A 24,453-nucleotide genomic window follows, 5' to 3' on the forward strand; every position below is an offset into this window, starting at 1 on the left:
CGCAATGGGCGTCGCAAAGCAGGTTGCGCGTTCGACCTATTGTAGGTCCGGTCCGATCACTGCGAACAATAGTGTACGGCGTATTACGAACCCACAGGATCTCAATTCTGTTTTAACGGAAAGCCGCAGACTGGAGCGCGACGTTATTCCTGCAGGAATCAAGGGAGAATCCGTACCGGCTGCGCAGTTTCGCTCAGACGGTACGAATAGATGGGTCGTATGGCTGTATTGCGACGCGCCGTTTCCATACTAACTTTGCACCGTCGACAAGTTTTGCAGTGGAGGCGGGGTCTCCGCCTCCGAGCATTTAGCCCTGTTCTGCGCGCACACCGTCCGCAATCTGCTTCATCTGATCCGCTGGCAGGAATCCACGCAGCATTTCGGTGCCCAGAACAAATGAAGGTGTTCCTGAAATCTGCATACGCTGCGCCAGCGCACGGGTCTGACCGATTTCATCCGTAACCTGCTCGCTGTCCATGGCCGCAATGATCGCATCGCTGTCCAGGCCGAGGCCATCCGAGATCCGGCGCAGGGAGACTTCGGAAGGCTCTCCGCCGAATTCCATCAGCGCGTCATGGACCTGTTTGTAGGCGTCAGCGCCAGCCACATGTTTGGTTGCGACCGCAAAGCGCGAAGACAGGACCGAGGCGTCGCCCAAGATCGGGAATTCCTTGATCACAAGGCGGATGTTGCCATCTTCGGCCAACAGGCTCGCGACTTCGGGCACGGCGCGGCGACAGTAGCCGCAGCGGTAATCCATGAATTCGACCAGAGTGATGTCGCCATCCGAGTTGCCGCCAACCCAGCTATAGCCGTCGTTGAACAACTCGTCTGCGTTGGCCGCGACCAGATCCTTATCTGCGGCGGCTTCGGCAACGGCGTTGCGCTGTTCAAGGATGTTGATCGCTTCGATGATCACTTCGGGGTTTTCCAGAAGGTACTCGCGCACCTGCTCACCGAACTGCTCGCGTTCGGCATCGCTCATGGTGCTCAGGTCCAGGGCCTGCGCGGGGCCGGTGATCAGGGAAAGCCCCAGAAGGGCGGGTGCAGCATGTCTGAGGATCATTTCCGGTTCCTTTTCTCTTTCTTCGCTCGTTCCGAGGCAATCAACACATCCTGTGCCCGTTGCCAACCAGGTGAACCTTCGGGCAATTGCCCGACGGCGCGTTTTGCGTGAATGCCTGCGTCGACCAGGCGGCCTTGCAGGGCATAGCGTTCTGCGGTCACAGCCGAGGCCATGCCGTTATTTCCGACCTTGGCATAAGCCATTCCAAGATCCTGCATCAGTCGTGCATTGCGATAGTCCCGCGCGCGCGCCTTTTCAAGCACCTTCAGGGCGTCGGTCGTCTGCCCATCTGCCAGCAAGGCGCGCCCGTACCCCGCCAGAAGCAACGGATCATTCGGAGACATCTCAACTGCCTGTCCGTAAGCTTTAATTGCGTCTGACAACTTTCTGTTTTCCAGTAGAATTTGCCCTTTTAATTCATAAAAGAACGGATCATCGGGCCGGATTTCCAGCGCGCCGTCGATTGCGGTCCTTGCGCGGGCCAGATCGCGGTTCTGATGATGGGCGGCAGCTTCGCGCATCAGGCGTATGTCCTGCGCGCTTTCCTCTTTCAACCGGCGCAAGGTCCAGCCCGGCGAACGCAGGAAGGCCGATAGCTTGCCCTTGACCCGCGCGAACCAGTAGTCGGCGTTGGGGTTTGGTGAGGCATGATCGCTGAACTCGCCCACAAACGCCTCAGCGGCACGCAGCCGTTCGCGGCTGGTGGGGTGGGATCGCATATAGGGGTCTTGGTTGGCTGTGTTCAGCAACTCCTGACCTGCAAACTTTTGGTGAAGGGCAACCATCCCGTTGGGTGAGATCCCCGCCGCGCGCAGGTAGCTGGCAGAACTGCGGTCGGCCGATGCCTCTTCTGCCCGTGTGTGCCCCAGGAAGCTGCGCAGGGCAGACGCGGATGTGCCAGCGGCGATTCCCGCTGCGGCCTCGCCACCACCTGCGGCCGCGGCGATCAGGGCTAGCGCAGTGCCCAGCTGGGCTTTGCGCTGTGCGGCGCGCATGTTTTCAACCCGTCTGGCCAGATGGCCGTTGGCGATATGGGCCGCCTCATGGGCGATCACAGCCTGCAGCATCTCGGGGCTTTCGACGGTCAGGATTAGCCCGTAGTTTACGTATATCGCGTTGTAATCAATGACAAATGCGTTGAATGTACTGTCATTGACGACCAGAATTTTCACTCGATTGGTGTTTAGCCCGGCGGCCCGCAGAATGGGAAAGGCCAGTTCGCGCAACCCGTGCTCGATATCGGGGTCGCGGATCAGGCTTTGAGCGCTGGACTGAAACGCACTGCCCATCCATGTCACTGCAATCAGCAACAGGGCCGGGATTGACGCCAGCCTGGATAAGCGTTCAAAAGCCATGGCTGCAACATGGGAGATGGGCATGAGAAACTCAACCCGATCCGGGGTCGATCCCTTCATCGTGATGGACGTGATGGAGGCCGCGCGCCGCGCTGAAGAGGCCGGGCGGCACATCATCCATATGGAGGTCGGCCAGCCGGGGACGGGCGCGCCCAAGGGGGCCGTTCAGGCCTTGGCCAGAGAAATGGATCAAGGCCCGTTGGGCTATACCGTGGCTTTGGGTCTGCCCGCGCTGCGGCAACGGATCGCAAGCCTGTACGGTGAGTGGTACAACGTCGATCTCAACCCCGACCGCGTCGTGGTTACACCGGGGTCGTCCGGCGGGTTTCTGCTGGCTTTCACTGCCCTATTCGATAGCGGTGACCGCGTCGGTATCGGCGCGCCGGGCTATCCCTCTTATCGGCAAATTTTAAAAGCGTTAGGTCTGGTCCCTGTCGATCTGCCCACCGCACCCGAAAACCGGCTGCAACCTGTGCCATCCGATTTCGCAGGGCTCGACCTGCAGGGCCTGATGGTTGCGTCGCCCGCGAACCCCACGGGCACGATGCTGGATCACAGAGCCATGGGCGCGCTTATTGACGCCGCGCAGGGGCAGGGCGCTTCGTTCATCAGTGATGAGATTTACCATGGGCTGGAATATGAGGCCAAAGCCGTCACCGCGTTGGAGCTGACGGATGAGTGCTATGTGATCAACTCGTTTTCCAAGTATTTCTCGATGACTGGCTGGCGCGTTGGCTGGATGGTGGTTCCCGAAGATCAGGTGAGGGTGGTTGAACGGATTGCCCAGAACATGTTCATCTGTGCGCCGCACGCCAGCCAAGTGGCTGCGCTGGCGGCAATGGATTGCAATGGCGAATTGCAGGCCAATCTGGATGTCTATCGCCGCAACCGCCAATTGATGCTGGAAGGGCTGCCCAAGGCCGGTTTCACCAATATCGCGCCGCCGGATGGGGCGTTTTATGTCTACGCCGACGTTTCGGACCTGACCGACGACAGCCGGGCCTTTGCGGCCGAGGTGTTGGAAAAGGCCGGGGTAGCCGTCACGCCGGGACTGGATTTCGACCCGTTGCGCGGTCATACGACGCTGCGGTTTTCATACGCGCGCTCGACGGCGGACATCGAAGAGGGTCTGCAGCGACTGCACCGCTTTATGGCGGATCGCGGTGCGATCACGGAACAGGCCTGAGCCGTTCACAACGGGCCCCGGATGCGGTAGGGTGCCAGACAAACGATCTCGGGAAAACTTGAGGCCATGAGCAGGATCATTTACGCCATTGCGCTGTTTTGGGCGCTGTCTACTGCCGCAGTCGCGCATGACTTCAGCGCGCTTGCGCGCGTGTTGCCTGATGACAGTCGCATAGTGGACGAAGGTCGCGCAGGGGTGAGGGTCGATCTGGGCCTCAGCCAAGGCGTGCCTTACCGCGTGTTCACATTGCAAGATCCCTATCGCATGGTACTTGATTTTCAAGAGGTTGACTGGACAGGACTTGACCGCGAAGCGCTTCTGCAAACCGATCGTATCAGCGGTGTTCAGTTCGGAGCATATGTTCCCGGCTGGTCTCGGATGGTTCTGGAGCTTGGCGCGCCTTTGGCCGTCGACCGCGCCGAGATGAAAATTGATGAAACGGCTGGAGGGGCGCAACTGTCGCTGCTTCTGCAAGGAACCGATTTCGATTCATTCGCCGCCGGCGCAGGCGCACCCCGTCAACAAGGTTGGGATTTGCCCGAACCCGCAGTAACGCCGGCCCAGCCGCGCCGCGGCGGGGGAGGCGCGTTGCGGGTCATGCTTGACCCCGGTCATGGCGGCATCGACCCGGGGGCCGAGGTCGACGGGTTGGACGAAAAGACCCTGATGCTGACCTTCGCGCGCGAACTTCGCGAGCATTTGTTGCGGACCGGAGGGTTCGAAGTGGTGATGACGCGGGTTGATGACCAATTCGTCTCGCTCGAACGGCGCATCGCGCTGGCGCATAGGGCCGGTGCCGATGTGTTTATCTCACTGCATGCAGATATCCTGTCTGAAGGGCGGGCGCATGGTGCCGCAGTATATACTTTGTCAGACGAAGCATCAGATGTGGCCAGTGACAAGCTGGCGGAACGTCATGACCGCGGTGATCTGATCTCGGGGATTGATTTGAGCGGTGCGGATGACCAAGTGGCCGATATCCTGCTGGATATCGCGCGGCAGGAAACCAAGCCTCGAACTGATGCGTTGGCCCGTGCGCTGGCTGATGGCATGACACAACAGGGCGGCCCGATGAACAGCAGGCCGATCCGCACGGCCTCATTCTCGGTTCTCAAGGCAGCGGATATTCCTTCGGTTCTGGTCGAGCTTGGGTTTCTATCCAGCCCTCGGGACCTGCAGAATATCAGAAACACGGAATGGCGTGTTGGAATGGCGCAGGGCATTGTCGATGGTCTGCAGAAGTGGCGGCAGGACGACCTGATCAAAAGATCCCTGATTGGTCAGTGACCCTGCGACGTAAACCGGCTATTATTGGCCATCGTGTTTTGACCCTGCGCCGGGCCATCACTATATAGGCGTCACCGCGAGTAAAAGGCAGTAACGTGATCCGTTTCATTCTTTCGATTTTCGGGGCGATCTTCAGCCTCGTGACATTGGGTATCTTCATGGCCGCGCTGGTCGTCGGCGCGATCTTCTGGATGTATGGGCGCGACCTGCCCAGCCATGAATCGTTGGCGCAGTACAAACCGCCCACGATCAGCCGAATCTATTCGGGCGAAGGCCAGTTGATCGACGAGTTCGCGCAGGAACGCCGTTTGTTCACGCCGTCCGAAGAGATTCCAGATCTGGTGAAGCAGGCGTTTATCTCGGCTGAGGACAAGAATTTCTACACCCACCAAGGTTACGATCCGCGCGGTATCATTGCCGCCGGTGTCGAGGCGGTGAAGTCCAAGGGCGAAACCGTTCGCGGTGCATCGACCATTACACAACAGGTGATGAAGAATTTCCTGCTGTCCGGTGACCGCCGCGCCGAACGGAAAATCAAGGAAATCATCCTCGCCACCCGGCTTGAGGATACGCTGGACAAGGAACAAATCCTCGAACTCTATATGAACGAGATCTTTCTGGGTCAGAACTCCTATGGCGTGACCGCTGCTGCGCAGACCTATTTCAACAAGACTTTGCAGGAACTGGAGCCGCACGAGGCCGCAACTTTGGCCGCCATGCCCAAGGCACCGTCGGATTATCACCCGGTTCGGCAAAAGGACCGCCTGCTGGCGCGCCGCAACTACGTTTTGCGCGAGATGAACCAGAATGGGTATATCGATCAGGCGACCTATGAGGTCGAAGTCGAAATGCCCCTCCGATCGGTCCAGAACGGAGATTTCGAAAGCTTCCGTACGGCGTTGCCGCCGCGTGACTATTTCACCGACGAGATCCGCCGCCAACTGAGCGAGGATTTCGGCGAGGGCGAATTCTTTACTGGGGGTTTCGCGGTTCGCGCTTCGGTTGACGAGGAAATGCAGCTTGAGGCAGCCAAGGCCTTGCGCACCGCATTGCAGAAATACGACCGTTCACGTGGGAAGTGGCGTGGTACGGGCGAGGTGATCCCTGAAGAAAAACTGGCGGATGAGGCGCAATGGCGCGAAGCCTTGGCCATCATGGAAATTCCCCGCGACGTAGTGCTGCCGACCCAGTGGTATCCGGCCGTTGTACTGAATGTGGGTGAACAGCAATTGACCGTAGGGATCGAGGACGGTCCGGCAGACGGCATCGTCCCGCGTGCTGACATCAAATGGATGCAAGGTGATTTTGCGGCAAACTTCAAGCGCGGTGACGTCATTCTGGTCATGGCTGGAGAGGAAGGCCAGTGGTCCGCCCGTCAGGTGCCGGAAGTGCAGGGCGGCTTTGTTGCGATGGACGTGAACTCGGGCCGTGTTCTGGCGATGCAGGGCGGGTTCTCGTATCAGGATTCGGTGTTCAACCGCGCCACGCAGGCGCAGCGCCAGCCCGGCTCCAGCTTTAAACCCTTCGTCTATGCCGCTGCGCTGGACAGTGGTTACAGTCCAGCGACCATCGTTGTGGACGCCCCGATCGAAGTGAACACCCCCCAAGGTCTGTGGCGACCCAAGAACTCTTCGAACAAGTTCTATGGTCCGACGCCGCTGCGCACCGGGATCGAACAATCGCGGAACCTGATGACCATTCGTCTGGCGCAAGAGGTGACCATGCCTGTTGTCGCTGGCTACGCGGAACGGTTTGGCGTCTATGACCGTATGGGCGCGTTCCTGGCGAACTCGCTGGGGTCGGAAGAAACCACGCTGTACAAGATGGTCGCCGCGTACGCGATGTTCGCAAATGGCGGTGAGCGGGTCGAGCCCACACTGGTTGACCGTATTCAGGATCGGTTCGGCAAGACGATCTATCGCCATGATGACCGTCAGTGCTTGGATTGTAACTCGGCCTGGCTTGAGCCGGACGAGTCGCCCACCATCGAGACCAATCGCTCTCAGGTCATGGATGCGATCACCGCCTATCAGTTGACGTCGATGATGAAAGGTGTGGTGGATCGCGGGACCGCGTCCAGTGTCGTCAATCTGCCGGTGCCGACTGCGGGTAAAACGGGTACGACGAACGAATCCAAGGATGCGTGGTTCATTGGCTTCACCTCGAACATCGTTGCTGGTTGCTATATCGGTTATGACCGCCCGCGTCCGATGGGGCGGGGGGCCTATGGGGGTACGTTGTGCGGGCCAGTGTTCCAGAGCTTCATGGAGAAAGCCGTCGAGAAATACGGCGGTGGTCCGTTTGATGTGCCCGAAGGCGGCCACTTCATCAAGATCGACCGCTTTAGTGGCGCGCGCCTGCCTGCCGATGCTTCCGGTGACTATGTCGTGGCCGAATATTTCCGCGATGGCGTCGACGGCTTTATCGACCGTGTCTACGACGGTGGCTTTGCGATGGGCTCCGACCTGCCTCTGTTCGAAGAGGCCAGCTCGGGCCGTCAGGTTACCACGTCGACCGGCAACACAATCACTGTTGGCCCCAACGCCAGCCAGGGTGATCTGCAGGGCGGCGGTCTTTACTGATCCGCTGCTTGCAGGAGAAGGTTCAACAGGTCTTCTTCCGGGTCATGTGTGACGGTGCCATCTGCGCGCCAGAAGATCGACAGAGCACATTTTGCGGCACCCCATTGGGCAAGTCGTCCTTTTTTTACCCGCATGGCGGTCGCGTATAGCGCCAGGCCAGTTTCAATCTGTTCAGGTCGGCGAACCCACTCTGGCATGCCTTTGGGGTGGCGCAGGGCATTGGCCAGCTCGAATGCCGGGTCGCCGATGTACCCCTTGGCGTCAAAGACCCGAGGCCCGGCAGGTGTTGCGATCACGTTGTCATGATGCAGGTCCCCGTGCAGCGGAACAACCGTATCCTGCGTGTCCAGAAGGTGACGGCCAATGCTGATCGCTTGCATCATGTCGTGCCGTAGTCGGATCGGGCAATCGTCCGAGAATTGACAGTCGAAAACTGGCGCGAAGACTTCCTGAAGCGGTTTCAGCCGGGTCGTGTCGATGGTCGGCCTTTGGTGCAGTCGATCCGCTGCCGTCGCCAGGCCGCGCACTGCTTCATCCGGGCGACCTGACCGCGCGATATCCCCAAGTGACGGTCCTTCAAGCCATTCCGTCAAAACGGCGTTGGGGCCCTCGGCCAATATGTGCACAGCACCCCGATCACGCCACAGGTGCATCAGGTGCGGGCCCGCTGTTTCATTGCCACGGTTTGGGCGGCGATAGATCTTGAGCGCTGCAAGCGTGTTGTCCAAAGTTCGGACCTTCCACACGTGTGCATGCCCGGTATTTGCGACGGGCTGTGCGTCTTCCAAATCCCATCCTGTCAGAAACTCGCTCAACGCGTTTTGCATTCCGTCTCGCCTGTCTTGTGGTGGCCCGCGCCTCTTGCTATCACGCAGGCCTGATTGAGCAAGTTGGGACAAGACCATGCGCGCCGAAACCCAGAACACCGTGGCGGAAATCGAAAAGTCGCTGGAGCTGCTGGCGCAGCGCATGGACTATGAGACCGCCCCTCATCGTCTTGAGGAATTCAACGCGCGCGTCGAGGATCCTAACCTATGGGACAACCCCGAGAACGCGCAGAAACTGATGCGCGAGCGTCAGATGTTGGTCGATGCCATTGAGACCTACGAATCCATCAAGACCGATCTAAGCGACAATATCGAGCTGATCGAACTTGGTGAGATGGAAGAGGATGAAGAGGTCGTCACCGACGCCGAAGACGCCATTCAAAAATTGGGGGCGAAGGCCGCCAAGAAAGAGCTTGAGGCGTTGCTGGATGGCGAAGCCGACGGCAATGACACGTTCCTTGAAATCAACTCGGGCGCCGGTGGCACCGAAAGCTGTGACTGGGCCTCGATGCTGGCGCGCATGTATGTCCGTTGGGCCGAGAAGAAGGGCTACACGGTCGAGCTGCAGTCCGAGACTGCGGGCGAAGAGGCGGGCATCAAATCCGCCGCCTACAAGATTTCGGGTCACAACGCCTATGGCTGGCTGAAATCCGAAAGCGGTGTGCATCGTCTGGTGCGGATTTCGCCATTTGACTCGGCAGCCAAGCGGCATACATCCTTCAGTTCGGTCTGGGTCTATCCGGTGGTCGACGACAATATCGAGATTGAGGTGAACCCGTCCGAAATTCGCATCGACACATATCGGTCATCGGGCGCGGGTGGTCAGCACGTGAACACCACGGATTCGGCAGTTCGAATTACGCACATTCCGACCGGGATCGTCGTGACCAGTTCTGAGAAGTCGCAACACCAGAACCGCGATATTGCCATGAAAGCCCTGAAATCGCGCCTGTATCAGCAGGAATTGGACCGTCGCAACGCGGACATTAACGCGGCACATGAAGCCAAGGGTGATGCCGGCTGGGGCAACCAGATCCGGTCTTATGTTTTGCAGCCCTATCAGATGGTCAAGGATCTGCGTACCAACCATGAGACATCGGACACCAAAGGTGTACTGGATGGCGATCTGGATGGGTTCATGGCTGCCACCCTTGCGATGGATGTGGCGGGCAAGAGCCGCTCCGAGGCGCAAGGCGACGGCTGAGACGCCGCAAGGGGGCGCTGCCCCCGTCTCCGCAGGCGGAGACTCCCCCGGGATATTTTTGGCCAGATGAGTTGGATCCGTGCGCTGCGGTGTGCATGGTAAAAGATATATGTAAAACACGGGTTTAAATGGGGTTGTGGCCTCGTTAGGCTGATCGCGACTTGGTAACACTGAATGCGATGGGTCCCGGATGGATTTAAGTCAGACAACCGCAACTGCCTTGTTGGCGGCGCTTTCGGCCCGGCGTCTTTCTGCAGCTGATTTGATGCGTGAAACCTTGGATCGCATTGCGGCGATCAACCCGCCTCTGAATGCGATTGTTGCGCTGCGCGATGAAGACTCGCTGATGGCCGAGGCGCGGGCGTTGGATGCGGGGCCAGTGACAGGCCCGTTGCATGGTCTGCCGATCGCGGTCAAAGATCTGGTGAATGTCGCCGGAGTGGTGTCGTCGCAGGGATCACCGCTGTATCGCGATCATGTACCCGAACAGGACGATCTGATAGCCGCACGGATGCGGGCGGCCGGCGCAATCCTGATCGGTAAAACAAATACGCCAGAGTTTGGCTTGGGCTCGCACACGTTCAATCCCGTTTATGGTGCCACGCGTAACCCGTATGATCACTCTAAGACATGCGGTGGATCATCGGGTGGGGCAGCGGTTGCGCTGGCCACCGGGATGGTGGCGCTGGCGGATGGCTCTGACATGATGGGCAGTTTGCGCAATCCGGCGGCCTGGAACAATGTCTATGGGTTTCGCCCAAGTTGGGGACGTGTGCCGCCTGAACCGGCGGGCGACGTATACCTTCACCAACTGTCCACGCTTGGCCCAATGGCACGAGCCCCGGAAGATCTGGGTGTGTTGTTGGACGTAATTTCAGGGCCTGACCCGCGGCATCCTGCAACCCCGCATAATGCTGCGGTGTCCCCAGTTCAGGCGGCCGATCTGTCCGGTATGCGGATCGGCTGGCTGGGCGACTGGGGCGGGGCGATGCCGTTTGAGGATAGTATTTTGGACCTGTGCCAGGATGCGCTGTCCGTTTTCGTACAGCAGGGGGCGCAGGTTGAAGCTGTTGGGCCGCCCTTTGATGCGGAACGCATATTCGAAAGCTGGTCGACCTTACGATCCTGGAGCGTGGCGGCAAGTCTGGCCCCGCAGTCTGAACAGCGGGCGCAGTTGAAGGACACGGCGCAATGGGAGCTTGACCAGGGGCAAGCCCTGACGGCGATGCAGGTGCATCAGGCGAGTGTTGTACGATCGGATTGGTTCCGGTGCGCGGCTGAACTGTTCGAAGGGTTTGATGCGTTGACCCTGCCGTCTACTCAGGTCTGGCCGTTTGAACTTGAGCTTCCGTATCCCACCGAGATTGCCGGTAAAAGCATGGAAACCTATCACCGCTGGATGCAGGTCATGATTCCAGTCAGTCTGATTGGCTTGCCGTGTCTGTCGGTGCCGGTGGGGTTTGGGGCAGGCGGGTTGCCGATGGGCATGCAGGTCTTTGGCCCGCGTGGCGCGGATGCGGATATATTGTCAATCGGGGTCGCGTATCACGACGCAACAAGGTGGCCCCAAAAACAACCGGCTTGAGGAGAGCGCCGGAAACAGGAGGAGAAACAGAGCATGGAAAAACCCTTTGGGGTTCCGGATATGGGACCTGTGGATACCGGAATGCTGCGCGAGGCGTTGCGCCGTGCCTGGGCTGATTTTCGTCGGGCACCAGTTTTTGGCCTGTTGTTCGGTGGGTTCTATGTTTTGGCTGGCTTGGCCATGGCGTGGGTCACGGTGCAGACGCAGACGTCATACTGGCTGGTGTTGGCCACCATCGGCTTTCCACTACTCGGCCCCTTTGCGGCGGTGGGGTTGTATGAGGTGTCACACCGGCTGGAACAGGGTGACCCATTGAATTTCAAAGAGGTTTTCGGCGTGGTCCTGCAGCAGAGCCGCCGTCAATTACCGTCCATCTGCGCGATCATCGTGGTGATTTTTCTGTTTTGGTTTTTTCTTGGCCATATGATCTTTGCGTTGTTCATGGGGCTGTCGACCATGACCAACGTCTCCAGTTCGCTAGAGGTCTTTATGACGCCCAATGGCCTGATTATGCTGGCCGTCGGCAGCGTTGTGGGTGCCATTTTTGCGCTTATTCTATACATGATCACGGTTCTTTCGATCCCGATGTTGCTGGACCGGGAACTGGACTTCGTGACCGCGATGATCGCCAGTTTCAGCTATGTCCGTTCGAACCCGAAAATCATGCTGGGGTGGGGTGTGTTCGTGGCTGTCGTGACATTTTTGGCCATGATCCCGTGGTTTTTGGGGTTGTTGATCCTTTTGCCGTTGCTGGGGCATGCCAGTTGGCACCTGTATCGTCTGATCACTCTGGCAGGAGCCGGGAAAGACGCTTGAAGAGCCTATGCAGCGCTTTGCTTGAGCCGTTTGGCAGCGCGCGCCGCAGGAAGGGCGGCCTTTGCCTGATTGCCCAAATAGTTCAGCGAAATCCGGCGCATTGTGGTCGCCTGAGCGTTGGTCTTGGACAGGCAAATTGCAATGCCACGCCATCGCTCGGAGTTTTCTTCAGCGCCGCGCGTTACAAGGTAGATACGGCTGTTTTGGGCTGCGCGGCTGGACATAAGGATAAAAATCTGCCGTCCGGCGCAAGCCGCGATGCCTTGTACTTCACGTCTGGTGGTGTCGGCCGGTATCCCCTCATTTTCGGGCTCATAGCTGCGCACCAGGGTGCATTGCGGCAAACGGCGCGTGTGGATCAGCCGGTGTCTGGTCATGGGAGATCCGTCCAGTCCCGTTTCCGTCGCATAATAAAAGCCCGCCGGCAGCAGGTTTTCGGTTAGCGTCGAGGGGCCGGACCCCAGGAATTCAGTCAGGGCCGAAGCCGCCGGATGTTCCGGTGGCGTTTCAATTTCCTCCAGAGGCCGCAACAGGATACGGGCGTCGACCTCGAAAAACCGGCACATGCGATCCAGAACATCGGGGCGGGGAAAGCTCTCACCGGCCAGATATCTGTTGAATTGGGTCCTGTTGATGCCCAGCTGGCGGCACAGCTCGGACACGGACGAATATTGCCGCGACAATTGTCGCAGATTGTCGCCGAACATCCGGCGCAATTCATCAGGACTGCGGATACTCATGGTCATTTCTGTCCCAGGTTCCAGAGTGTCATTTCAAAAAGTGCGACGCACCCGACCTTTTTGGCCGTGCATGCATTCACAATCGTACTGGTGACCCCAGCTGGCGCATCCCAACACCACGCTACGCCCCCGAAGTTAACGTAGGGGCAGGCAAACGCAATAGGCTTTACGTCAATTTGTATGATCTTTTTGGGTAACCATGCTCATAAGCAACATACAGCAGTATTGTTTGAGCATGTCCTGGGACTGCGCCTCGCCCCGGTACCAAAAGGGGGGCGAGGCGAAAAAGTCAGTCGCCGCGCAGCAGGGCGGCCACGCCGGTGCGTGCAATCTCGACAAGGCCCAGCGGGCGCATCAGATCGGCAAAGGCATCGATTTTGTCCGGGGCACCGGTGAGTTCGAAGATGAACGAATTCAACGTGCTATCGACAACGCTGGCGCGAAAGATATCGGCCAGACGCAGCGCCTCGACCCGCTTGTCGCCCGCGCCGACAACCTTGATGATCGCCAGTTCCCTCTCGACCGAGGGGCCTTCGACAGTCAGGTCGTGAACATCGTGCACCGGAACGATACGGCCCAATTGGGCTTTGATCTGTTCGATCACCTGAGGGGTGCCGGTGGTGACGATGGTGATGCGGCTTAGGTGGCCAGTGTGATCCACCTCGGCGACTGTCAGGCTTTCGATGTTGTAACCCCGGCCCGAAAACAATCCGATCACCCGGGCCAAGACACCCGGTTCGTTTTCGACCAGGACAGCAATCGTATGGCGTTCCTGCACGTCCGAAAACGTGGGGCGTAGGTTATAGGCGGAATGGCGCGTTGCGCCTTGTTTGATATGTAGGGCAGACATTTATGTCCCTTTCATAATCCTGTGATGGCCGGGTGCCAGAGCACCCAACAAAATCCGTCGAATTGTGTTAGACCAGAACCGAGCCTTTGGAATCGATCACGCCCTGCGTCTCGGCTTCGCCCAGCAGCATCTCGTTATGCGCCTTGCCCGATGGGATCATGGGGAAGCAGTTCTCGTGCTTTTCGACCAGACAGTCGAAGATCACTGGACCGTCATAGTTGATCATCTCCATGATCGCGTCATCCAGATCGGCCGGATCGGAACACAGGATACCCTTGGCCCCAAATGCCTCGGCGAGTTTGACGAAATCGGGCAGGGCTTCGGACCAGGAATGCGAATATCGTTCGCCATGCAGCAGTTCCTGCCACTGACGCACCATACCAAGGCGTTCATTGTTCAGAATGAACTGTTTCACCGGCAGGCGGTACTGCGCCGCAGTGCCCATTTCCTGCATGTTCATCAGCCACGAAGCCTCGCCTGCGACGTTGATGACCAGTGCATCCGGGTGCGCCATCTGCACGCCGATGGAGGCGGGGAAGCCGTAACCCATGGTGCCCAATCCGCCCGAGGTCATCCAGCGGTTCGGATCTTCGAACCCCAGATACTGTGCGGCCCACATCTGGTGCTGACCGACCTCGGTGGTGATGTAACGGTCGTGCTTTTTGGTCAGCTCTTCCAGCCGTTCAAGCGCGTATTGCGGTTTGATCGTCTTTTCGCTGTTGGTGTAGGCCAGACAGTTCACTTTGCGCCATTCGGTGATCTGATCCTGCCACTTGGCAACCGACGCCTCATCTGTCTTGCGGCCACGCGCTTTCCAAACCTTCAGGATGTCCTCCAGCACATGTGCAACATCGCCAACAATCGGGATGTCCACGCGGATCACCTTGTTGATCGAGGACGGGTCGATGTCGATATGGGCCTTTTTCGAATTGGGCGAGAACGCGTCGATCCGCCCGGTGATCCGGTCATCGAACCGCGCACCGATGTTGATCATCAGGTCGCAGTCATGCATTGCCAGATTGGCCTCATAGAGTCCGTGCATGCCCAGCATGCCCAGCCAGTTCTTGCCCGACGCCGGGTAGGCGCCCAGACCCATCAGGGTTGAGGTGATCGGGAAGCCTGTCGCATCAACCAGTTCACGAAGCAACTGGCTGGCCGCTGTGCCGGAATTAATAACGCCGCCGCCGGTGTAAAAGACGGGTTTCTTGGCGGTCTCAATTGCGGCCACCAGTTCGGTGATCTCTTCCAGATCGCCTTTCAGGACCGGCTGGTAATGCGAGGTCGAAGGCTTCGGCGCGCTATATTCGCCCGAGGCGAACTGAACGTCCTTGGGGATATCGACCAGAACCGGACCAGGGCGGCCGGAGGTGGCGACATGGAATGCCTCGTGCATCGTGTCGGACAGCGAGTCGGTATCCTTGACCAGCCAGTTATGCTTGGTGCAGGGGCGGGTGATGCCAACGGTATCGGCCTCTTGGAACGCGTCCGAGCCGATCATGAAGGTTGGAACCTGTCCGGTCAGAACCACAATCGGGATCGAATCCAGCAGCGCATCCGTCAGGCCGGTCACGGCATTTGTCGCGCCGGGGCCAGAGGTCACAAGGGCAACGCCGGGCTTGCCGGTCGAACGGGCATAGCCTTCGGCTGCGTGAACCGCGCCTTGTTCATGCCGCACCAGAATGTGACGAATATCGTTTTGCAGAAAAATCTCATCATAGATCGGTAGCACAGCACCGCCGGGGTATCCGAATACCGTGTCCACGCCCTGATCCTTGAGGGCCTGAACTACCATCTTTGCGCCGGTCATCTCACGTGTCATCTGCTTTGCTCCGTTCGCGACATGTGTCTTGCGTTTGACAAAAAAAAGCCCCCGAGATTTTCGGAGGCGCATGGGTTCGATTATGGTTTACCGTTACCGGCCCATGCGCGTGGTTCCTACGATTACGACTAGCGTTCTCATCGCCAGAGGCTCCTTCTTTGCGTGCAGGGACATTATGAGCCGGGGGAAGGGGCGTCAACAGGCTTTTGCACCAATTTTCTAACTCTGAGGGTGAAATTTGCGACATTTTATTGCGCAGATTGACGCATGCAGGGAATATTCAGGAAAAATACCCCCTTTGACCTCCGGATTTCTGACTTGAGGGTAGTCAAAAAGCGGCATCGCGATGTCCGAAACAAGCATGATGAGCAGTTTTGACTGCGGCACGCTGAGATTGACCGAACAAAAAAGGGAGGCGGAGGATGATCCATGATCTGATAGATCTGGGGCGGTATCCGATCGATTGCCCGGGCTCGCGCGCATATGATCGGTTGATCGGTGATCTGCGCCGCGAGTTGGATCAGGACGGTTGTGCCGTTTTGCCCGGTTTTATCCACCCCGAAGGTTTGGCGCAGCTATTGAAAGAGGCGGATGCCGTGGCCGACCGCGCGCATCGGTCTTTCAACCGCACCAACGCTTATTTCTCAAAGGACGATCCACGGTTGGACCTGAACCACCCGAAACGCAGATTTTATGACCGGTCGAACGCCTTTGTTCCCGCGGACAATTTCCCCAAATCGGGTCCACTGCGCCGAATCTATGAATTCGAGGGCTTCTTGCCGTTCATACGCGATGGGCTGGATGAGCCGGAGGATCGGTTCTTTCGCTATGATGATCCGCTGGCGGATGTGATCGTCAACGTGGTCGAGGAAGGGCAGGGCTTTCCCTGGCATTTCGATACAAACAACTACACCGTGACACTGGCCATCCAGAATGGCGAGACGGGTGGGGCCTTTGAATATGTGCCGAACCTGCGCAGCGCCGAGGACGAGAATTTCTTGTCCGTGGCCTCTGTGCTGGATGGAAACCGGGCACTGGTCAGGACGCTGGAGTTGCAGCCCGGAGACTTGCAGATCTTCAAGGGCAGATACGCCTTGCACCGGGTCGCCCCGGTCCAAGGGGCGCGTAGCCGGTATGTCGGTATCTTTTCCTTTGTGGAAGCCGAAGGCATGTGTGGTGGGATTGAACGTACCAGGCAGCTGTATGGGCGGGTTCTGCCGCATCATCACCAGCGAGTGGGATTGCGCAAGGATCAGTTGTTGGATTGACCGGCTGCAGGTTACAATCGAGAGCAGAGGCTACCGTGGGAGGGGCATATGCCGGAATTGCTACAGCTTACGCCTTTTGTTCTGTGCTCGTCACTGCAAAAGCAGATTGACTTCTATTGCGACCGGTTGGGATTTACCTGCGGTTTCAGGCAGGACAATTATGCCTTTCTGTCGAGTGGTAGGGTCGCCATCCGCTTACTTGAATGCCCGCCGCGCGATGATGGGCGTGCTTTAGGGGATGATCAGTCCTTCTATATCGATGTTGCAGGGATTGATGATCTGTATGAAACCCTCAGGGCAGGGTTGGCTGATTTACCAGAGGGGCGCGTGCGTCCGCCGTTTGATCAGCCGTATCAGCAACGCGAGTTTCACGTCCTGGATGAGGATGGAACACTGGTTTTTTTTGGTGAGGACATTCGGCCAAGGCCCTGAAATCAAAAGCTCCCGCCCGTCGTCGATGCGCCATTGGCGCACCTCCTCCGGTTGGGCCGGGCAGCGCGTTCCGCGCTGCGGGATCAAAAGCCGGGGCTTGTGCCCTGCAAAACGCCATGTTCAAGCGCATAACGGGTCAGGCCGGCGGTGGATGAAATCCCCAGTTTGCGCTTGATGTTCTTGCGGTGCGTTTCAACGGTTCTGACTGATATATCCAGCGCCGCGGCGACTTCCTTGTTGGATTTGCCCTGCGCCAGTTCCAACAGGATTGTCTGTTCACGCGTGGTCAGCGCCTCGCGGGCGCTATCGCCTTTGGGCTGAAGCGATCCGCTGGCCCCGGTGCACAGGTACTGCTCGCCGCGCATCACCGCGTCGATGGCCTGTTTGATCTCGTCCGTGGGAACGTCCTTGAGAACGTAACCGCTGGCGCCGTGGCTGAGCGCGGTCGAGATGTATTCGCGGCTGTCGTGCATGGATAGGATCAGGATGCGCGTCTGGGGCAGTCGTTCCAGAATGATCTCGGTCGCGCTGAGCCCACCAAGACCGGGCATGTTGAGGTCCATCAGGATCACGTCCGGTGCCAGATCGGCGGCCCGATCAACGGCCTCTTGTCCGCTGCTTAGCGTCCCAACCACCTCGATCTCGTCATAGCTTTCAAGGATCGACTGAATCCCTTCGGCGACCATCGGGTGGTCGTCGACGATAAGAACCCGGATTGTCTGATCGCTCATGTACCGGCCTTTCGGTTAGGCGTTGCGTCTTCTTGCGGCGGCAGCATGTGGCTGAGGGGCAGGCTGACCTCAATCACCGTTCCGCTGCGTGGGGCGCGTGATGACAGAATGCGCAACGATCCGTCAAGCTGTTCGATCCGTTCCTGCATGTTGCGCAGGCCGATACCGGGGTTAGCCGGATCAGGAGTGGTGCGTAACCCACGGCCATTGTCGGTTATCCGCATTGTTGCGCCTTTCTTGTGGCCGCGCAGGTCGATTGTAACACGGGTCGCGCCGGAGTGGCGTTCAATATTGGTTAATGCCTCTTGGGCAATACGGTAGAGGGCGATCTTGCTATCCTGATCCAGCCGATTGCGGAACACCACGGTTGAGAATTCGGTCTCGATCCCGGTGCGTTCACAGAAATCGTCGGTCAGAGCCTTGAGGGCAGGGCCAAGGCCCAGATCGTCCAGAACGCCGGGCCGTAGATCTCGGCTGATGCGGCGGACTTCGGTAATGGCGGACCCAAGCGTATCGATCCCCTTGTCCAGCGGCTCGCGCGCACCGTCGTCATCACCGCGCGACAAACGGCGGCGCGCATTATCCAGGGTATAGCGCACGCCTACGAGTATCTGGCTGATGCCGTCATGAAGTTCGCGCGCCACGCGGCCACGCTCTTCTTCTTGCGCGTCGAAAACCCGCTGTGTCAGTTCCTTGAGTTTGGCATCTGCCAGACGGCGTTCGCGGACGTTCAGCAACATGCCCGAGGCGAAGACGACCAACACCGCAGCAAGAACAATTGCGCCAATATACGAGAACGTCCGTTGCACGCGGGCCTCGACCTCGGCCCGCGCGTTGGCGACTGTTGCGACGATATCGTCGATGAAAACTCCTGTGCCGACAGCCCACCGCCAATCTTGCAGGCCGACCACATAGGCGATCATTTGCGCCTCTTCGCCTGTCGAAGGTTTTTGCCACATGAAACTGTGCCAGCCCGCACCTTGACGGGCCAGGCTGATGAATTCGTCCACAACAGGGGTGCCGTCGCTATCGGTTAGCCCCTCCCAGTTCCGGTTGATGAATTCGGTCTGGCGCGGGCTGACGAGATTGTTGCCGTCATAGTCATAGACAAAAAAGAACCCGTCCTTGCCGTAGATCATCGCTGACAGGATTTGCGTCACAAGGTTCTGCGCAACCTTATCCTCTGTGGATGCCCGTCCGTAGATATAGGCAAACCCGTTTCGAGCCTGCGTGACATAGTTCTTAAGCTCTTCTTTCTTGGCTTCAATCAGTCGCCGCTCAAGCGCTTCAATTTCGCGTTCGGCGGTTGCACGGGATTCCTGAACCACAAAGAAAGCAATCGCGGCCACTGCGACGACCAGAGGGATCGCCGCCACAAGCGACAATTTCTGGCCATAGGTCAGCGAGATCAGGTTCCGGAATCCCCTCATAGGCGAATCGATACGCAAGCAGGCGGGAAATTGCAAAATTTTTGGTGAATTGGCGCATATGAGAGGGCCGACGCGCAGAATTATTTTGCATTTGTCACGGTTTGCACCCGGTAAAACACCAAAAACGCGATGCCCTACGTAGTACTAGGTATTCACATTCACATCTTGGTCATTAGGCTGACGCGCACTGAAAACGACTACGCCCGGCAATCGCTCGGGTTTTGAATATGTAGGGGAGGAACACTCATATGGATCGTCGTTCATTTCTGAAAACATCTGCTCTGGGCGGCTCGGCAGCTGCAGCCACCACGCTGGCGGCACCGGCATATGCGCAGGGCAAGCGCACGCTGACCATGGTAACCTCGTGGGGTCGCGGCCTGGCGGGTGTTTTCGACAGCGCACAGCGTTGCGCCGACAGCATCACTGCGATGTCGGACGGCAACCTGACCGTTGACATCAAGGCTGCCGGTGAACTGGTTGGTGCGTTTGAAGTCTTTGACGCGGTTTCGTCGGGTCAGGCCGACATGTATCACGCGGCGGACTATTACTTTGTTGGCCAGCACCCGGGCTATGCCTTCTTCACCGCTGTTCCGTTCGGCATGACCGCTCAGGAAATGGTGAACTGGTACTATCAGGATGGCGGCATGGAGCTGCATGACGAGCTGGGCCAGATCTTTGGTCTGAAGTCGTTCCTGGCAGGTAACACCGGCGCGCAGGCGGGTGGCTGGTACTCGAAAGAGATCAACGGTCCAGAAGACTTCCAAGGTCTGAAATTCCGTATGCCCGGTCTGGGTGGCCAAGCTCTGGGTAAACTGGGCGCGTCCGTGCAGAACATTCCGGGTTCGGAAGTGTATCAGGCGCTGTCGTCCGGCGCGATCGACGGTACCGAGTGGATCGGTCCGTGGGCTGACGAAAAAGCCGGTTTCCAGGAAATCACCAAGGTGTACTACACCGCCGGTTTCCACGAGCCGAACGCAGGCCTGTCGCTGGCAACCAACCGCGACGTGTTCGACAGCCTGACACCTGCTCAGCAGAAGATCATCGAGATTGCCGCTGCCGAAGCACACCAGTGGAACCTGGCACAATTCCTGGCCAACAACGGTGCCGCTCTGCAGCGCCTGCAATCAGGCGGCGTCAAGGTCATGGAATTCCCGGACAGCGTTTGGGATGCGTTTGGTGCGGCCAGCCAGGAAGTGCTGGACGAAAACATGGGCGACGAGCTGTTCAAGAAAATCCACGACAGCGCCATGGCGTCGTCGGCCTCGTCGGCTGGATGGCTGGACCTGTCGTCGGGTGTTTACACCACGCAGCGTAACCGCGTCCGCGGCTAAACGTTTTCCAAACGTTCCATTGGTTTCCCCGCCTTTGCGGGGAAACCTTTCTCTGTTGCGTATGCGCGGACCCATCAAACCGCTATAATCAGCAGTGCAACTGATACGACCTGGGGACAACATGCAGGACGAAAACGGTATCTCGTTCTTCGGCGCCCTGTGGAACGGACTTGTGTGGTTCGTTCAAAACATTGCCGAAGCCTTCTATAATTTCGGATACGCCATAACGCATCCGCAACTCTGGCTGAACTGGTCGGACAAAGAAGCCATCATGCGCTTTGTCTACTATGGCGGCTCGGTCGAGTTCTTCTTTGTGGTTTTCACCCTCTTTCTGGTTCTGACGGCCATCGGGCTGTACTACCGGAATTTCATGTGGGGGATGGTGCGGGGCCTGGAAGGGTTCGCCAACACCACCGGGCGCTTCTTTGCATGGGCCGGTTTGCTGATGGTCATTCAGCAGATCGTTATCGTTTTCATGCAACGCGTGTTTACCCGCCCGGATATGTCCTTTGGTCTGGGTATCCCGTTTCAAATGGATATCAGTTGGTTCGCCGAAGAGCTGAAGCTTTATAACGCGATGGTCGTCTGCCTGTGTTGCACCTACACATTTGTGCAGGGCGGCCATGTCCGTGTTGATCTGATTTATGCCGGCATCAGCCACCGCGCCAAGCGTGTGGTGGACATGTTGGGCGCGCTTTTGTTCATGATGCCGATGGCCGTGCTGACGTGGATGTATGGCTGGTATTTCATGTGGCGGCACCTGATCGTACCGAAACCGTCGGCCAGTGACACGCTGGATCGTCTGGTGATGAAATCCCGTGCGCTGCGCTGGAACATCGAAACCATCGGGTTCAGCCCAAATGGGTTCAACGGATACTTCCTGTTCAAGATCCTGCTGATTGCATTTGCCGGAATGGTGTTCCTGCACGCAATCGCATTCCTGTACCGCTCGTATCTGGAATACGTCGAAGGGCCGGACAGCGTTGGAAAATACCTCGACAAGGACAGCCTTGGCGAGGGTGAAGAAGCCTACGAAGGCGCACATTAGGGACGGAGACCCAGACTATGTTATTCGGACTTGATGGCGTCGAGATAGGCCTCATTATCGTATTCTTCTGCCTCTTCGGGGGCATCCTTTCCGGCTTTCCGGTGGCCTTTGCCATCGGCGGCGCCGGTATCATTTCATTCGGGATCATCGCGGCGCTGGATAGCGCCGGTCTGTTAATACACCAGGCAATTGATACCAGTTCCCAAGCATACCGAGACCTTGTGAATTCGGGCGTCAAACCGGACACGGTGTCGGTGTTCCGCTTCCCGGATTTACCAAGGATCGCCGAGCCGGTGTTTGTGCAAGGCTGGGAAACCGCGCTGGATCGCAACGTGTCGTTCATCGTGAACCGCATGAACGAACGCGTTCTGGCGGGGCAGTCTATTGAGACCCTGCTGGCCGTCCTGATGTTCGTTCTGATGGGCATCACGCTGGAACGCTCAAAGATCGCGAACGATCTGCTGACAACAATGGCGCGCGTCTTTGGACCGTTGCCGGGTGGTCTGGCCGTGTCGATCGTGGTCGTGGGTGCATTCCTGGCGGCCTCGACCGGAATTGTTGGCGCGACCGTGGTAACCATGGGCCTGCTGGCGCTGCCGACTATGTTGCGCAACAACTACTCGCCTGAACTGGCGACGGGTGTGATTGCGGCATCGGGCACGTTGGGGCAGATCATTCCGCCGTCCATCGTGATCGTTCTGTTGGGCACCTTGGCGGGTGATCTCTATTCAACTGCGCAGGAAACGCGCGCTCAGGACGCTGGCTGTACCGATGCGCTGACTTATCTGGGGGAACCGGCTGTGGTTTCGGTCGGGACGCTGTTCCAGGCCGCCTTGTTGCCAGGGATCATGTTGGCCTTGCTCTATGCGCTGTATGCCTTTGGCTATGCGCTGCTGAACCCTGAGAAAGCACCGGCGGTGCCAATGTCGGGTGGCAGTGGTGAGCCGATCACGCGCGGCGAAGGTCTGACCTGGTTGCTTGGTGCACCTGTTGCTCTGATCGTTGGCGCAGTTCTGCTGAGCAGCTCGGGCGTCATTGGCAGCCAGAATATCAACGTCTCGGCGTTCTCGGACATCGGTGAGGGCGCGTCGTTGCGGACCAATGTGTCCGAGCAGTGCAAGGCCTCGATGATCGAACTGCATGGGCAATCTGCCTGGGATCAAGCCGTATCCGAGCAGGAGGCGATTGACGCCGCAGGTGGTGTCGCCAACGCCGAACGACTGAGCGAAGAGGCGCTGGTCGAGGCGCGCGAGGCCAAGATCGCCGCTGCGGCGCCGATTGGTACTGGTGTTGCGGTGATTGTGGTTCTGCTGGGTCTGACACTGGTCATGGGCCGCGGCATTGCGCCGTCCAAACCGACGCAACCGTTAATCCTAGGGGCTATCGGTCTGCTGTTGATGTTGCTGGTTGATGTTCTGTTGATTGCACCAACAACGTCTTCGGGATTGACCTTCGTCCTTCTGGCTTTGCCCTTTGCCTTGGCAATGTACGGCTGCAAGGAGGCGGCAGCCCGGTGTGCCACGAACGATCTGATCCGGGTGGTCTTCCCGCCATTGGTTCTGATTATCGCGGTGCTAGGATCAATTCTGGGTGGTGTGACCAACCCGACACCAGCGGCCGCGTTGGGAGCGGGCGGAGCGATCATGCTGGCAGCCTATCGCAAGCTGCAGGACCAAGAGCGCTCGGGCAAGGTGATCATCTGGGCCACTTTTGCCGTGATCATTGCGCTGCTGATGGGCGTGAACTTTGATTTGCGCATCAATCAGAGCAATGTGAACTTTGAGACCTGGGTCGCCTTCATAATTGCTTACGGTGCTTATCTGTATGCTCTGTTCGGTCTGTTGTTTGGGTGCTGGGTTTTGTTCACCAGCGGTGTTCTGACGCCCGTGGTGCGCGAGACGGCCAAGGTGACCTCGATGGTGTTCACGATCCTGATCGGATCGCAACTGCTGAACCTGGTGGTGATCTCGTTCGGAGGAGAGCACTATATTCAGCAGTTCCTGCGCAGCTTTGACAACGAGTTCACGGTCTTCCTGATCGTGATGCTGGTTCTGTTCATTCTGGGCTTCGTGCTGGATTTCCTCGAGATCATCTACATCGTGATCCCCATCGTGGGACCGGTGATTTACGGTGGCTCGTTCGATCCGAAATGGGTGACGATCATGGTGGCGGTGAACCTTCAGACGTCGTTCCTGACGCCGCCCTTCGGGTTTGCGCTATTCTACTTACGAGGGGTCGCGCCCAAAGAAGTCACAACAGGCCACATCTATCGTGGGATCATTCCGTTCGTGATCATTCAGGTGGTCGGGATTGCGATCCTGTGGTTCTTCCCGTCGATCGTGACCATCGTTCCGGATCTGATCCCGAATTGATGCGACGTTCATAACCAAATTGAAAAGGGGGCCTGTGGGCCCCCTTTGCTTTGGTGTTGGGGGAAGGGGCGCTGCCCCTTCTTGGTCTGCGACCAATTCAACTCCGGGGTATTTTTTGCGAGATGAAGTGCGGATCAAGTGAACTGGATCAGGTCCCAGCGATTGCCGAACGGGTCGCGCCAGACGGCGACGGTGCCATAGGGCTCATTGCGCGGGTCTTCTTCGAAATGGACGCCTGCTGTGACCATTGCGTTGTGGTCACGTTGGAAATCATCTGTTTGAAGGAAAAAGCCGACGCGCCCCCCGGTTTGGTTTCCAACGGCGGCGGTCTGGCTTGGGCCATCGGCCTTTGCCAGCAGCAGGGATGCGTCACCCGAACCCGGCGGGGCAACCCGGATCCAGCGTTTGCCGCCGCCGAGGTCAATATCCTGCAGCAGGGTGAAACTGAGTGTTTGGGTATAGAAGGCGATCGCGTCGTCGTAGTCCGGCACCACGAGGGTGACGGCGAAAAGACTTTGGGTCAT

20 protein-coding genes are annotated in these 24,453 nt (G+C 58.2%); 11 read left to right on the forward strand and 9 right to left on the reverse strand.

The genetic code is table 11. The annotated features are described in order from the left end of the window. Nucleotides 1-307: 307 nt before the first annotated feature. Both AC2FGC_RS13955 and AC2FGC_RS13960 read right to left on the reverse strand, forming a co-directional pair. Entirely contained in the window at nt 308-1,066 is a 759-nt protein-coding gene (locus AC2FGC_RS13955) for a DsbA family protein (protein ID WP_496782643.1), read from the reverse strand. Beyond that, on the reverse strand, nt 1,063-2,445 hold the full coding sequence (locus tag AC2FGC_RS13960) for a M48 family metalloprotease (protein ID WP_496723323.1): 1,383 nt from the start codon (nt 2,443-2,445) through the stop codon (nt 1,063-1,065). Before AC2FGC_RS13960 ends, AC2FGC_RS13955 begins: the two co-directional genes overlap by 4 nt. On the opposite strand from AC2FGC_RS13960, the gene AC2FGC_RS13965 reads away from it, so the two are divergent. The 3 genes from AC2FGC_RS13965 (at nt 2,444) to AC2FGC_RS13975 (ending at nt 7,476) form a co-directional block, all read left to right on the forward strand. Further along, nucleotides 2,444-3,607, forward strand: a complete 1,164-nt coding sequence (locus AC2FGC_RS13965; RefSeq protein WP_496723321.1) for a pyridoxal phosphate-dependent aminotransferase — start codon at nt 2,444-2,446, stop codon at nt 3,605-3,607. The genes AC2FGC_RS13960 and AC2FGC_RS13965 overlap by 2 nt on opposite strands. Before the next feature lie 66 nt (nt 3,608-3,673). Further along, nucleotides 3,674-4,894 carry an N-acetylmuramoyl-L-alanine amidase gene (locus AC2FGC_RS13970; RefSeq protein WP_496723319.1) on the forward strand — a complete coding sequence of 407 codons (1,221 nt, stop codon included), beginning with the start codon at nt 3,674-3,676 and terminating at the stop codon, nt 4,892-4,894. A 95-nt stretch (nt 4,895-4,989) separates the two neighbouring features. Beyond that, nucleotides 4,990-7,476: a penicillin-binding protein 1A gene (locus AC2FGC_RS13975; RefSeq protein ID WP_496723317.1), complete on the forward strand. Its 2,487-nt coding sequence runs from the start codon at nt 4,990-4,992 to the stop codon at nt 7,474-7,476. Here the strand turns inward: AC2FGC_RS13975 and AC2FGC_RS13980 are convergent. Beyond that, nucleotides 7,470-8,303 (reverse strand): aminoglycoside phosphotransferase family protein, encoded by an 834-nt coding sequence (locus tag AC2FGC_RS13980; RefSeq protein ID WP_496723315.1) that lies wholly within the window; start codon nt 8,301-8,303, stop codon nt 7,470-7,472. The genes AC2FGC_RS13975 and AC2FGC_RS13980 overlap by 7 nt on opposite strands. Before the next feature lie 76 nt (nt 8,304-8,379). On the opposite strand from AC2FGC_RS13980, the gene prfB reads away from it, so the two are divergent. The 3 genes from prfB to AC2FGC_RS13995 all read left to right on the forward strand — a co-directional run bounded on the left by prfB (nt 8,380) and on the right by AC2FGC_RS13995 (nt 11,908). Beyond that, complete coding sequence (gene prfB / locus AC2FGC_RS13985) at nt 8,380-9,507, forward strand: peptide chain release factor 2 (RefSeq protein WP_058277539.1); 1,128 nt, start codon at nt 8,380-8,382, stop codon at nt 9,505-9,507. A 190-nt stretch (nt 9,508-9,697) separates the two neighbouring features. Next, nucleotides 9,698-11,092, forward strand: coding sequence for an amidase (locus AC2FGC_RS13990; protein WP_496723313.1), 1,395 nt, complete (start codon nt 9,698-9,700; stop codon nt 11,090-11,092). A gap of 33 nt (nt 11,093-11,125) precedes the next feature. Further along, complete coding sequence (locus tag AC2FGC_RS13995) at nt 11,126-11,908, forward strand: DUF2189 domain-containing protein (protein WP_496723311.1); 783 nt, start codon at nt 11,126-11,128, stop codon at nt 11,906-11,908. A 5-nt stretch (nt 11,909-11,913) separates the two neighbouring features. On the opposite strand, the gene AC2FGC_RS14000 is transcribed toward AC2FGC_RS13995, so the two are convergent. From AC2FGC_RS14000 to AC2FGC_RS14010, 3 genes are all read right to left on the reverse strand, one after another. Next, nucleotides 11,914-12,648: a helix-turn-helix domain-containing protein gene (locus tag AC2FGC_RS14000; RefSeq protein WP_496723309.1), complete on the reverse strand. Its 735-nt coding sequence runs from the start codon at nt 12,646-12,648 to the stop codon at nt 11,914-11,916. Nucleotides 12,649-12,937: 289 nt separating this feature from the next. After that, on the reverse strand, nt 12,938-13,498 hold the full coding sequence (ilvN, locus tag AC2FGC_RS14005) for an acetolactate synthase small subunit (RefSeq protein ID WP_496723307.1): 561 nt from the start codon (nt 13,496-13,498) through the stop codon (nt 12,938-12,940). A 67-nt stretch (nt 13,499-13,565) separates the two neighbouring features. Continuing rightward, entirely contained in the window at nt 13,566-15,317 is a 1,752-nt protein-coding gene (locus AC2FGC_RS14010; RefSeq protein WP_282120496.1) for an acetolactate synthase 3 large subunit, read from the reverse strand. 422 nt (nt 15,318-15,739) lie between these two features. On the opposite strand from AC2FGC_RS14010, the gene AC2FGC_RS14015 reads away from it, so the two are divergent. Together AC2FGC_RS14015 and AC2FGC_RS14020 are read left to right on the forward strand one after the other, a co-directional pair. Further along, on the forward strand, nt 15,740-16,585 hold the full coding sequence (locus AC2FGC_RS14015) for a HalD/BesD family halogenase (RefSeq protein ID WP_496723304.1): 846 nt from the start codon (nt 15,740-15,742) through the stop codon (nt 16,583-16,585). Nucleotides 16,586-16,633: 48 nt separating this feature from the next. After that, nucleotides 16,634-17,017: a bleomycin resistance protein gene (locus tag AC2FGC_RS14020; protein ID WP_496782645.1), complete on the forward strand. Its 384-nt coding sequence runs from the start codon at nt 16,634-16,636 to the stop codon at nt 17,015-17,017. 83 nt (nt 17,018-17,100) lie between these two features. Here the strand turns inward: AC2FGC_RS14020 and AC2FGC_RS14025 are convergent, their stop codons facing one another. Both AC2FGC_RS14025 and AC2FGC_RS14030 read right to left on the reverse strand, forming a co-directional pair. Continuing rightward, on the reverse strand, nt 17,101-17,748 hold the full coding sequence (locus AC2FGC_RS14025) for a response regulator transcription factor (RefSeq protein WP_496767020.1): 648 nt from the start codon (nt 17,746-17,748) through the stop codon (nt 17,101-17,103). Further along, the gene (locus AC2FGC_RS14030) at nt 17,745-19,178 is read right to left on the reverse strand and encodes a cache domain-containing protein (RefSeq protein WP_496767021.1); all 1,434 of its coding nucleotides are present in this window, start codon (nt 19,176-19,178) and stop codon (nt 17,745-17,747) included. The genes AC2FGC_RS14025 and AC2FGC_RS14030 overlap by 4 nt, the downstream gene beginning before the upstream one ends. Before the next feature lie 248 nt (nt 19,179-19,426). Between AC2FGC_RS14030 and AC2FGC_RS14035 the strand changes: the two genes are divergently transcribed. The 3 genes from AC2FGC_RS14035 (at nt 19,427) to AC2FGC_RS14045 (ending at nt 23,929) form a co-directional block, all read left to right on the forward strand. Further along, nucleotides 19,427-20,509 (forward strand): TRAP transporter substrate-binding protein, encoded by a 1,083-nt coding sequence (locus AC2FGC_RS14035; protein ID WP_109311369.1) that lies wholly within the window; start codon nt 19,427-19,429, stop codon nt 20,507-20,509. 121 nt (nt 20,510-20,630) lie between these two features. Next, entirely contained in the window at nt 20,631-21,557 is a 927-nt protein-coding gene (locus tag AC2FGC_RS14040; RefSeq protein ID WP_496723297.1) for a TRAP transporter small permease subunit, read from the forward strand. A 17-nt stretch (nt 21,558-21,574) separates the two neighbouring features. Next, nucleotides 21,575-23,929, forward strand: a complete 2,355-nt coding sequence (locus AC2FGC_RS14045) for a TRAP transporter large permease subunit (protein WP_496723295.1) — start codon at nt 21,575-21,577, stop codon at nt 23,927-23,929. A 134-nt stretch (nt 23,930-24,063) separates the two neighbouring features. On the opposite strand, the gene AC2FGC_RS14050 is transcribed toward AC2FGC_RS14045, so the two are convergent. Continuing rightward, nucleotides 24,064-24,453 (reverse strand): VOC family protein, encoded by a 390-nt coding sequence (locus tag AC2FGC_RS14050; protein ID WP_496723293.1) that lies wholly within the window; start codon nt 24,451-24,453, stop codon nt 24,064-24,066.

This window comes from Ruegeria sp. CDSC054 (assembly GCF_059610645.1).